Annotated in this window: 7 protein-coding genes; all 7 read right to left on the reverse strand. The window is 68.1% G+C overall.

What is annotated here, in order from left to right:
- Positions 1–3: 3 nt before the first annotated feature.
- The 7 genes from VGF12_RS17085 to VGF12_RS17115 all read right to left on the reverse strand — a co-directional run bounded on the left by VGF12_RS17085 (position 4) and on the right by VGF12_RS17115 (position 11,450).
- Positions 4–1,545 carry a sugar ABC transporter ATP-binding protein gene (locus VGF12_RS17085; RefSeq protein ID WP_331177248.1) on the reverse strand — a complete coding sequence of 514 codons (1,542 nt, stop codon included), beginning with the start codon at positions 1,543–1,545 and terminating at the stop codon, positions 4–6.
- An 87-nt stretch (positions 1,546–1,632) separates the two neighbouring features.
- The gene (locus tag VGF12_RS17090; RefSeq protein WP_331177249.1) at positions 1,633–2,589 is read right to left on the reverse strand and encodes an ABC transporter substrate-binding protein; all 957 of its coding nucleotides are present in this window, start codon (positions 2,587–2,589) and stop codon (positions 1,633–1,635) included.
- Between the two features lie 39 nt (positions 2,590–2,628).
- Positions 2,629–4,986, reverse strand: a complete 2,358-nt coding sequence (locus tag VGF12_RS17095) for a glycoside hydrolase family 127 protein (protein WP_331177250.1) — start codon at positions 4,984–4,986, stop codon at positions 2,629–2,631.
- A 5-nt stretch (positions 4,987–4,991) separates the two neighbouring features.
- Positions 4,992–6,509, reverse strand: a complete 1,518-nt coding sequence (locus tag VGF12_RS17100; protein WP_331177251.1) for a glycoside hydrolase family 43 protein — start codon at positions 6,507–6,509, stop codon at positions 4,992–4,994.
- 3 nt (positions 6,510–6,512) lie between these two features.
- Positions 6,513–8,057 carry an alpha-N-arabinofuranosidase gene (locus VGF12_RS17105; RefSeq protein ID WP_331177252.1) on the reverse strand — a complete coding sequence of 515 codons (1,545 nt, stop codon included), beginning with the start codon at positions 8,055–8,057 and terminating at the stop codon, positions 6,513–6,515.
- A gap of 44 nt (positions 8,058–8,101) precedes the next feature.
- Positions 8,102–9,688: an aldehyde dehydrogenase (NADP(+)) gene (locus tag VGF12_RS17110; RefSeq protein ID WP_331177253.1), complete on the reverse strand. Its 1,587-nt coding sequence runs from the start codon at positions 9,686–9,688 to the stop codon at positions 8,102–8,104.
- Between the two features lie 7 nt (positions 9,689–9,695).
- The gene (locus VGF12_RS17115) at positions 9,696–11,450 is read right to left on the reverse strand and encodes an IlvD/Edd family dehydratase (RefSeq protein WP_331177254.1); all 1,755 of its coding nucleotides are present in this window, start codon (positions 11,448–11,450) and stop codon (positions 9,696–9,698) included.
- Positions 11,451–11,509 lie beyond the last annotated feature (59 nt).

Genomic DNA, 11,509 nt, shown 5'->3' on the forward strand with positions numbered 1-11,509 from the left:
AATTCATGCGCCGACAGGCTCCGCGGCGATCACTTCGAGCACGCTGCGCTCATCCAGTTCGCCGCGGCGGTAGGCGCCAGCGGCGCGGCGGTCGCGCAGCACGAGGACACGGTCGCTGCAGTGCAGGACCTCGGGCAACTCGGATGAGATGAAGAGGATGGACATGCCCGAGCCGTCCTCCTTGTGCGCCAGCGCGCGCACGGCGTCCATCAGGTCCTCCTTGGCCCGCACGTCGATGCCGCGCGTGGGCTCGTCGAGGATGAGCACGGCGGGCTCGGTGGCCAGCCATCGGGCCAGCAAGGCCTTTTGCTGGTTGCCGCCGGAGAGCTGGCCAATGGGCGTGTCGGCGCTCGCGGTCTTGATGCCCAGGCGCTGGATGTAGTCGTCGGCCAGGGCCTGCTGCTGCTCGCGGCTCATGACCAGCCTCAAGCCGTGGCGGGCCTGCAGTGCGAGCAGGATGTTGTCGCGCACGGACAGGTCCAGGATGGCGCCCTCGTGCTTGCGGTCCTCGGAGCAGAAAGCCACGCCAGCGGCGATGGCCTCGCGCGGCGAATGCCAGCGGCCCCTGCGACCTTCGGTCGCGACGTGGCCGCCATCGGCCGCGTCGGCACCGAACAGCAGCCGCGCGGCCTCGGTGCGGCCGGAGCCCAGCAGGCCGGCCAGGCCCAGCACCTCGCCACGACGGAGTTCGAGGTCCAGCGGATGCAACGCGCCGCGGCGCGTCAGCGCCTCGGCCTTCAGCACCGTAGCGCCCGCGTTGGGGGCGCTGCTTTCCAGGCGGGTGGGCTGCTGGTCGGGTGGCGCACCCACCATCTTGTTGACGAGGGCGAGGCGGGTCAGATCGCTTGCCAGGTACTCGCCCTCGGTCTCGCCGTTGCGCATGACCGTGATGCGGTCGGCCAGCGCGTAGGTCTGGTCCAGGAAGTGGGTGACAAAGAGGATGGCCAGGCCCTGGTCACGCAGGCGGCGCAGCACGGTGAAAAGGCGCTGCACGGCCGCGTCATCGAGGCTGGACGTGGGTTCGTCGAGGATGAGGACCCGCGCCGAGATGCGCAGCGCGCGGGCGATGGCCACCATCTGCTGGATGGACAGCGAGTAGCGCGACAGCGGCGCGGTGACGTCGATGTCGAGGTCCATCTGCGCAAGCACGCGTTTGGCCTCCGCATTCACGGCCGACCAGTCGATGCGCCCCCCACCCAGCAAGGATTTGCGTGGGAAGCGGCCAGCGCAGATGTTCTCCGCGACGCTGAGGTTGGTGCAGAGGTTGACCTCTTGGTAGACGGTACGGATGCCCAGCTCCTGGGCGTCCTCGGTGCGCTTGGGCGCGATGGGCCGGCCGTCGAGCGTGATGGTGCCCGCATCGGGCTGGTACAGACCCGTCAGCACCTTGATCAACGTGGACTTGCCGGCGCCGTTCTGGCCCATCAGCGCGTGGACCTCGCCCGGGAACAGGCGCAAGCGGACATCGCTCAGCGCCTTCACGCCAGGGAAGCCCTTGTGGATGCCGGACAGCGCCAGCACGGGCGCGGATGGATCGACGTTCATAGCTCTCGACTCATGACTCGGCGCCTGCAGGCGCCGAGTGCTTCACCAGGCGTCGGACGGAGCACGGGCCCCGTCCTCGGTCCCGGTTCAGTACTTCCGGTTGGGCAATTCCTTGGCCGCCACTTCGGCCGGGAACACACCCTCGTTGACGGTGATGCGCTTCTCCACCGGCCTCTTGGCGACGACGTCCTTGGCCAGCTGCATCAGTTGCGGGCCCAGCAGCGGATTGCATTCGACGGTGACGTTGAGCTTGCCCGCCTTCATCGCTTCAAAGGCGCCGCGCACACCGTCGATGGAGATGATGACGATGTCCTGGCCCGGCTTCAGGCCGGCTTCCTCGATCGCCTGGATGGCGCCGATGGCCATGTCGTCGTTGTGCGCGTAAAGCACGTCGATCTTCTTGTCCCGCTGCTTCAGGAAGGACTCCATGACCTCCTTGCCCTTGGCTCGCGTGAACTCGCCGGACTGCGAACGGATGATCTGCAGCTTGGGGTTGGACTTGATGACTTCCTCGAAGCCCTTCTTGCGGTCGATGGCCGGCGCCGAGCCCACGGTGCCCTGCAGCTCGACGATGTTGAGCGCGGCGTTGGGAGTCTTGGCGGCGCGCTCCATCAGCCAGCGCGCGGCCTTGCGGCCTTCCTCCACGAAGTCGGAGCCGATGAAAGTGACATAGAGCGAGGGGTCGCTCACCTTGACGGCACGGTCGGTCAGGATGACCGGGATGCCGGCCTTCTGGGCCTCCTTCAGCACCGTGTCCCAGCCGCTTTCCACGACAGGCGAGAAGGCGATGACGTCGACCTTCTGCGCGATGTAGCTGCGGATAGCCTTCACCTGGTTCTCCTGCTTCTGCTGCGCGTCGGCGAACTTCAGCGTGATGCCGGCCTCCTTGGCCGCGGCCTTGATGGACGCGGAGTTGGCGGTACGCCACTCGCTCTCGGCACCGACCTGGGAGAAGCCCATGGTCAGCGGTGCGGCCAGCGCGCCGACGGCGGGCAGGGCCAGGGCTGCGGCGAGCAGCGTGCGGCGGGCGATGAGCTTGATCATGCGGGTGTCTCCGTGGGTGGGTCTGATGGGGTGAGCGGTCTAGCGCAGCAGTCGCAGGCCGTAAAGCCCGCCCGCGATGCTGCCCGGCCTGGCAACAAACTTCAGATTGAGCCTGCCGCCGGCAGTGCGCACCAGTTCCGCCGGCAGCGGGAACTCGCGCGTGTAGATCTCCTCTGGCGTGTCGGGCTGGCCCAGCTCGATGTCCGCGATGCGCTGGCCGTTGACGACAAGGTCAAAGCGTCGGCCGGCGTCGCCCTTGGCGAAGCTGAGAAGCAGCGTGCGGGCCTCGGACTTGGGGTCGCTCAGGTCATAGCTGAACCACTGCTTGGCATGGCGCCAGCGGCCGGCCGGCGCAATGCCGTTCTCCGCGCCCTCCCCCTTGAAGCCGTGGTCGGACTCGGGCTGCTGCTCGCCGGGGGCGACCTGGTCGATGGTCTGGGCATCCAGCGCCAGGCGGGCCTCCTCGGCCTTGGCCAGCTCCACGCGCAGCAGGCTTTGCTGGGCCGGCGTGCTGCGCGCCCAATAGATCATGTAGCGCGAATCGTGCAGGCGGAAGAATGGGATCAGCAGCAGGCGGTCCGCGCCCTTGGGCCCGTGGATGAGGCCGGGCGCGGTGAAGGTCAGCGGCCGGCCGGGCACGGGCTTGAAGCGGCGGACGAAGTCCGCCTGGTCGCTGACGAACACCGGCGCGGCATCCTGCGGACAGACGGCGCCATGCGCGATGTGGCCCATGCGCGAGCCGTCGGCCGTGAAACTCAGCGCCTCGCCGGCCTGCGGCGTTTTGGCGGCCAGCACGATGGGGCCGTGCAGCACGGCGACATAGTTCTTCAGGCCCGGCATGGGCTCCAGCGTCGTGCGCATGGGCAGCTCGACATCGACCCGATCGCCCGCCGTCCAGGCCCGGCGCAGTTCGACATGGCCCCCGGGCCTGGCCGTCACCCTGACCAGCTTGCCGTTGAGCCTGACCTTCAGTGCGCCGGGCGCCACCCAGCCGGGGTAGCGGATCTTCAGCGCGAACTCGCCCGCGTCATGCACGGTGAGCCGCGTTCGCGACTCGTCGGGAAAGCGGGTGCTCTGCGTGAGGTGGATGCCACGCTCGCGCCAGTCCAGTTCGGAGGCGATGAAGAGATTGACGTAGAGGGCGTCACCGTCGCGCGCGTAGATGAACTCGCCATGGCGGGCGTGGCTCTCGATGCCTGAGCCCACGCAGCACCACATGCCCTCGTCAACCTTGGAGTAGACACGGTAATGCTGTGGCCGCATCGGCGTGAAGTAGACGAAGCCGCCTTCACCCGGGTGTTGCGATGCAAGGATGTGGTTGTAGAGGGTGCGCTCGTAGAAGTCCGTGTACGCGCCCTGCTCCGGCTGGGCCTGCGCCAGCAGCGCGGTCAGCTTGAGCATGTTGTAGCTGTTGCAGGTCTCGGGGCCTTCCACCTCGTTGAGCATGGACCGGAAGTCATCGGCCGGGTGGAAGTGCTCCTTGACGCTGTTGCCGCCGATGGCGACCGTGCGCTTGCCCACCACGGTGCGCCAGAAGAACTCGGCGGCGCGGCGGCCCTCGTCCTCTCCACCGAGTTGCGCGATCCGCGCAAAGCCGATGACCTTGGGGATCTGCGTGTTGGCATGCAGGCCGGTGAGCCGGTCCTCCCCGGCCGCCAGTGGCTTCAGGACGGCCTGGTGCGAGAAGCGGCGGGCCAAGGCCAGGTAGCGCAGGTCGCCCGTCATCTCGGACACGTCCGCCAGCACCTCGTTCATGCCGCCGTGCTCGGCGCGCAGCATGTCCTGCATTTGCGCGTCGGTCAGCGGCGTGGTCAGCCGCAGCGCCCAGTCGCTCATGCGGACCAGCATGGCCTTGGCGTCGGCGTTGCCGGCGTAGACCCAGGCGTCGCGCAGGCCGGCAAACATCTTGTGGACGTTGTACCAGGGCACCCAGCGGCCGTTGACGGAGAAGCTGTCGACCTTGAGCTCGCCTTTCGCGACCTGGCTCCAGGCCTTGGCACCGTCGGGGATGCCACCGATGTAGCCGGTGCCCAGAGCGTCCTGGCATCGCTTGAGCTCGGCAATGACGTGGTCCAGCCGCTGCCTGACCTCGGGATCACCCGTGGAGGCCCACATCAGCGCGAGCGCGGAGACGTAGTGACCGCCCATGTGCCCGTCCAGTCCACTGGACTCCCAGTTGCCATAACTGGGCGTGGGCACTGCCAGGCCGGCCTCTCGGCGGAAAGGGGCCAGCAGGCGCTCGGGGTCCAGCGCCAGCAGGTAGCGCAGGTCGGTGGTCTGGGCTTCCAGGAAGGGCCCGTCGAGCAGCCGTACGCGATCCAGCGCAAAGGCCTGCATCGCCGCATCCGCGCCGTGGGCGCACAGCGCGAAGGCGACGGCGGCGAACAGGCGCTTCATCAGCGTCAACCCGTCCTGATGGCCCACAGCGACACACCGCCAGACGACAGCGCGCTGAAGCTCACGACGAAGGCGTTGGCGTTCGTATTCCACTGCCGCGACAGTACGCCGACAAAGCTGGAACCGCCGCTCACCACGGTGAGTTTGTTGCCGCCCTTGTGCGTCCACGTGCCGGTCATGCCGCCACCGATCGTGCCGTCGGCATTCAGGGTCACGGCGATGGAGGGCTTGCTCGTGGCCGTGATGTCCTTGCCATGGTTGACCAGCTTGTAGCTGCCAGCAGCCTGGGCCGCGCTGATGTCGGCCGTCTGCCCCGGCGTGGCCAGGCTCAGCGGCGCATAACGCAGCGGCGCGATGACCAGCCAGCCGTCCTCGTTGAGGTGCATCTCGTGCACGCGCACCTCGTGCGCCTCGCCGGTGTTGGGGAATCGCGTGTGGAAGACGATGAAGTACTGGCCCGTCGCCGGGTCGTGATAGGCCGAGTTGTGCCCGGGTGAGACATAACCCAGGGCCGTGCCGGTCTCGCCGGTGGCAAGCGCAAACTGATGGCCGCCCATCAACTTCATCCCGTGGGGCGTGATGCTGGCATCGTCGAACAACGTGCCGGCGGTACCCTTGACGCTGGCCATGTCGGTGCCGGCGCCGTCCACAAAGGGACCGTCGGGGTTGCGGGAGCGCGCGATGCGCACGTTGTAGCCGCCGGCCGCGTCCAGACCGCCGAAGGAGACAAAGAGGTAGTAGTACTGGCTTTGCGGGCTGTAGAGGATGTAGGCGCCCTCGATCCGGGCATGGTTCCCGCCCATCAGGTGCTTGCCGTAACCCTGCCCCGCAATGGGCATGCCTGCCGCGTCGAGCTGCAGGATGAAGATGCCCCCCGAGTACGAGCCGTAGACCATCCACAGCTGCCCTGTCGCGTCGGCGAAGACTGCAGGGTCGACGACGTTGGGATGCTTGGTGGCGTCGTAGACGGTGCCGTCCTCGCTGGGCAGGCCCCACTGGCCGGACTTCAGGAGCAGCTTCTTGTTGACGTAGGGCCCGTCGACCTTGTCGGCCACGGCAATGCCCAGCGCGGAGCGCGGCGAGTCCCCCTTGCAGGCGCAGTAGTACATGTAGAACTTGCCGTCGGCGAGCTTGGCGACGTCGGGGGCCCACAGCGTGCTGGATTCGGCCCAGGCCAGCGTCTCGGCCAGCTCTGCGGTGACCTTGTTGCCGAACAGCGGGTTGCCGTTGTTGACACCGTCGGCCAGCTTGGTCCAGTTCATCAGGTCTGGCGTCCTGGCCGCGGCCAGGTGGGAGCCGAAGACGTAGAACTGGCCGTCGGCGCGAATGACCGAGGGGTCGTGCACCGAGACATTGGTGAAGCCCACCGGGGGCTGTGAAGGCGCCGGCGCGGGTGCAGGCGCGGGTGCCGGTGCCGGTGCGGGTGCCGGCGTCGGGACCGTGCTGCCGCCGCCGCCGCCGCAGGCGGTCAGGGCAAGCGCGGCTCCGCCCGCGATGAACTCGCGTCGATTGGCGGTGCCCATGGATCAGCCCTCGATGGCGACAACGACGATGGACTTCGCCGGCAGCTTCAGCGTGAGCTTGCCATCGGCGGCCTGGGCCTCGTAGGCCCGGGGCACGACCTGGGCCGGCTTGCCGAGCTCGTTCTGCGCGTCCATCGCGTCCGCGGTCAGCAGCCTGCCCTTGGCGGCCTTGGGTGCGTTGGCGCCAACCTGCAGCGTCAGCTCGGCGGCCTGCGTGGCGTTGGAATTCACCAGGCCGACGTAGAGCTTGCCGTCCTTGCCCCGCGCCGCGGTGGCGCTCAGGCTGGGCATCTCCGTCGCGCCAACCTTGTAGACCGGGTTGTTCTCTAGGGTGGTGGGCAGCGAGGTCGCGTCCTGAAAGGGCGTGTACAGCGCGAAGGCGTGGTAGGTCGGCGTCAGCACCAGCTTGTCCTTGCTGGTCTGGATCATGGCCTGCAGCACGTTGACCATCTGCGCGATGTTGCTCATCTTCACGCGGTCCGCATGGCTGTGGAACACATTGAAGTGCAGGGCCGCCAGCAGCGCGTCACGCAACGTGTTGCGCTGGACGAGGAAGCCGGGATTGCTGCCGGGCTCGGGGTCGTACCAGCTGCCCCACTCGTCGAAGTAGATGGCCAGCTTCTTCTTCGGGTCGTTCTTGTCCAGGATGACGGTGCTCTTGGCCAGCGTGCTGTCGATCTTGCTGACCTGGGACAACATGGAGATCCACTCGGCTTCGGGGAAGCCCACGGCCGGTCCCTTGCCTTCCCACTTGCCGCTGGGGAAGGTGTAGGCGTGGTGGGCAATCGCGTCGAAGTTGTGGCGAATGTTCTTGCTGAGCACCTCGGTCCAGGTGGTGTCCTGGTCGTTGCCGCCACTGGCGATGAACTTGGGCCGGTTGTTCTCGGGCGTCTTCAGGAAGGTCGCCACCTGGCGGTACTGGTCGGCGTAGTACTCAGGGCGCATGTTGCCGCCACAGCCCCAGGTCTCGTTGCCGACGGCGAAATAGTGCACGCGGAACGGCTTGTCACGGCCGTTCTTGCGGCGCATGTCGGTCAGCGTGGACTTGCCCTCGCCGGTCATGTACTCCAGCCACTCGGCCATTTCCTGAGCGCTGCCGGTGCCGAGGTTGCCGTTGACATAGGCCTCGGCGCCCAGCTGCTCGACGAGATCGAAGAACTCGTGCGTGCCGACGGCGTTGTTCTCGGGCACGCCACCCCAGTGGGTGTTGATCTTGACGGGGCGCTTGGCGCGCGGGCCGATGCCGTCACGCCAGTGGTATTCGTCGGCGAAGCAGCCGCCGGGCCAGCGCACCAGCGGCACCTTGAGCTCCTTCAGCGCCGCGACGACGTCCTTGCGCCAGCCGCGCACGTTGGGGATCTTGCTCTGCGGGCCAACCCACATGCCCTCGTAGATGCCAGTGCCCAGGTGCTCGGCGAACTGGCCGTAGATGTTGCGGTGGATGACGGGGCCGGGCTGGTCGGCGTTGACGACCAGCTTGACGTCGGCGGCTTGTGCGCCGAAGGCCCAGACCAGGCTTGCCGCGAGGGCGGCCAGTTGCTTCTTCATGTCTCTTTGTCTCCTTGGTTGTTTTCTTTGGAGGCCGACGCGTCTTAGTTGCGCGTGAGGGCTCCATCGCGGCGGCGCCAGACGCCGCGCTCATTGGGCTCGCGCAGCACCGCCGGCAGCAGCGCGCGCGGCAGGTTCTGGTAGCAGACCGGCCGGAGGAAGCGCTGGATGGCCGCGGTGCCGACCGAGCTGCTGCGGCCATCGCTGGTCGCCGGGAAGGGGCCGCCATGGACCATGGCCGTCGAAACCTCGACGCCGGTGGGGTAGCCGTTGGCCAGGATGCGGCCGACCTTGCGCTCCAGCGCCGGCAACAGGGTGCGGGCGGCGGCGAGGTCGGACTCGTCGTCGTCCTGCAGCTGCAACGTGGCAGTCAACTGGCCCTCCAGGCCCTCGATGACGAGCAGCAGCTCGGCCAGGTCCTTGCAGGCCACCAGCAGCGAGGCCGGGCCGAAGATCTCGGCCGACATCGCATGGTTGGCCAGGAAGGCCGCGCCCGTGGTCTTGAACAGGCTGGGTGCGCCCTGGCAGCCGGCCGAGGGAGCGCGCAGCAACGTGTCGACCTGGGCCTGGGCCGCAAGCTGGTCTTCGCCGCGCTGGTAGGCGCCGGCGATGCCGGGGGTCAGCATGGTGCCGGCGGGCACGGGCTTCAATGCCTCGGCCGCGGCGGTGGCGAAGCTGTCGAAGTCGGCGCCGGCCAGGCCCAGCACCAAGCCGGGATTGGTGCAGAACTGGCCGACACCCAGCGTCAGCGAGGCGGCGAAGCCGGTCGCGATGTCGGCACCGCGCCGGCTGAGCGCACCGGGCAGCAGGACGACGGGGTTGATGCTGCTCATTTCCGCGTAGACGGGAATGGGCTGCGGCCGGGCCGCGGCGGTGGCCATCAGTGCCGTCCCGCCGCTGCGCGAGCCGGTGAAGCCCACTGCCTGGATGGCCGGGTGGCGCACCAGCGTGTCGCCGATGCCGTGGCCGCTGCCGGTCAGCAGCGCAAAGACGCCGGCGGGCAGCTTGGACAACGTGACGGCCTCGACGACGGCCCGACCGACCAGCTCGGATGTGCCGGGATGGGCCGAATGCGCCTTGACGACGACCGGGCAGCCGGCGGCCAGCGCCGCGGCGGTGTCGCCCCCGGCGACCGAGAAGGCCAGCGGGAAGTTGCTGGCGCCGAACACGGCCACAGGTCCGACGCCCACGAAGCGCAGGCGCAGGTCCGGCCGGGGCGGCGTGCGCTGGGGCAGGGCGGTGTCGATGCGCGCGTCCTGCCAGCTGCCCTCGCGAAGCAGCTCGGCGAACATCTTCAGCTGGTTCATCGTGCGGCCGCGCTCGCCTTCGAGGCGCGCGCGCGGCAGGCCGGTCTCGGCCATGGCGCGCACGATGAGCTCGTCGCCCAGCGCGAGGATCCGAGCGGCGATCTGCTCCAGGAAGTCGGCGCGTTCGTGGTCGCTCGTCGCGCGGAAGGTGTCGAAGGCAGCGCCGGCCAGGGTGCACGCCTCGGCCACCTGGCCGATATCCACGGCGTTGAAGTCGGGGCCGATGGATTCGTTCCTGCCCGGGTCGAAAGCCTGGAAGGCCTTGCCGTGGCCGCGGACGGGCTGGCCGCCGATCAGGGCCACGCCCTGGATGGTGTTGCTCATGGGGATCTCAATGTGAATGGCGCGGCACGGCAGAGCCGCGCTTGCCGCGCAGGAAGTCAAAGTCGCAGCCCTCGTCAGCCTGCAGCACGTGCTGGACGTAGAGCTGGCGGTAGCCGCTGGCGTCATGGGGATCCACGGTCTGCGCGGCTGCCCAGGCGGCCAGGCGCTGCTGCAGCTCGGCCTCGGGCACGTCCAGGTGCAGGCGGCCGGCAGCACAGTCCAGCTCGATGAAGTCGCCTTCCTGCACGACGGCCAGAGGGCCTCCGGCACGCGCCTCGGGCGCCACATGCAGCACGACGGTGCCGTAGGCGGTGCCGCTCATGCGCGCGTCGGAGATGCGCACCATGTCCTTGACGCCCGCGGCAAGCAGCTTGGGCGGCAGGCCCATGTTGCCGACCTCGGCCATGCCCGGGTAGCCCTTGGGGCCACAGTTCTTCATGACGAGGATGCAGCTGGCGTCGACGTCCAGATCGGGGTCATTGATGCGCGCCTTGTAGTCTTCGAAGTTCTCGAACACGACGGCGCGGCCGCGGTGCTTCATCAGCTCGGGCGTGGCGGCGGAAGGCTTGAGCACGGCGCCGCGCGGTGCGAGGTTGCCGCGCAGGATGCAGATGCCTCCGTCCTCGATCAGCGGGTTGTCGAGTTGGCGGATGACTTCGTCGTCGTAGATGGGCGCGTCGACGCAGTTGGCCCACAGGCTCTTGCCGTTGACGGTCAGCGCCTCGGGGTTGGGCAGCTTGCCGGCCTCGCCGAGGCGACGGATGACGGCGGGCAGGCCGCCGGCGTAATAGAACTCCTCCATCAGGAAGCGGCCCGAGGGCAGCAGGTCCACCACGGTAGGCGTGCCGCGACCGATGCGGGTCCAGTCCTCCAGTTCCAGATCCACGCCGATGCGGCCGGCGATGGCTTTCAGGTGGATGACGGCGTTCGTGGAGCCGCCGATGGCTGCATTGACGCGGATGGCGTTCTCGAACGCCTGCTTCGTCAGCACCTTGGACAGCGTCAGCTGTTCCCAGACCATCTCGACGATGCGCATGCCGGACAGGTGGGCCAGCACGTAACGACGCGCATCGACGGCAGGGATGGCGGCGTTGTGCGGCAGCGAGGTGCCGAGCGCCTCGGCCATGCAGGCCATGGTGGAGGCCGTGCCCATGGTGTTGCAGGTGCCGGCCGAGCGCGAGTGGCCGGCCTCGGCGGCCATGAAGTCGTGCATGCTGATCTCGCCGGCCTTGACCTGCTCGTGCAGCTGCCACACGGCCGTGCCCGAACCGATGTTCTTGCCATTGAGCTTGCCGTTGAGCATGGGCCCGCCGGTGACGACGATGGCCGGCACATCGACGCTGGCCGCGCCCATCAGCAGCGCAGGCGTGGTCTTGTCGCAGCCCACCAGCAACACGACGGCGTCCATCGGATTGCCGCGGATGCTCTCCTCGACGTCCATGCTGGCGAGGTTGCGCGTCAGCATGGCGGTGGGGCGCAGATTGCTCTCACCGTTAGAAAACACCGGGAACTCCACCGGCCAGCCGCCCGCCTCGATGATGCCGCGCTTGACGTGCTCGGCAAGCTTGCGGAAATGGGCGTTGCAAGGGGTCAGTTCGCTCCAGGTGTTGCAGATGCCGATGATGGGCTTGCCCTGGAACTCGTGATCGGGAATGCCCTGGTTCTTCATCCAGGAGCGGTACATGAAGCCGTTCTTGTCCTGGGTGCCGAACCACTCTGCGGAGCGCAGCTTGACCTTGCTCTTCTTGTCGTCAGTCGTCATGTCTTGTCTCGGGGTCGTTCCGGCGGCACGCGGGTCTGCCGTCTGAAAACGATGCTATG

This window comes from Roseateles sp. (genome assembly GCF_036404855.1).
Classification (GTDB): Bacteria; Pseudomonadota; Gammaproteobacteria; order Burkholderiales; family Burkholderiaceae_C; genus Pelomonas.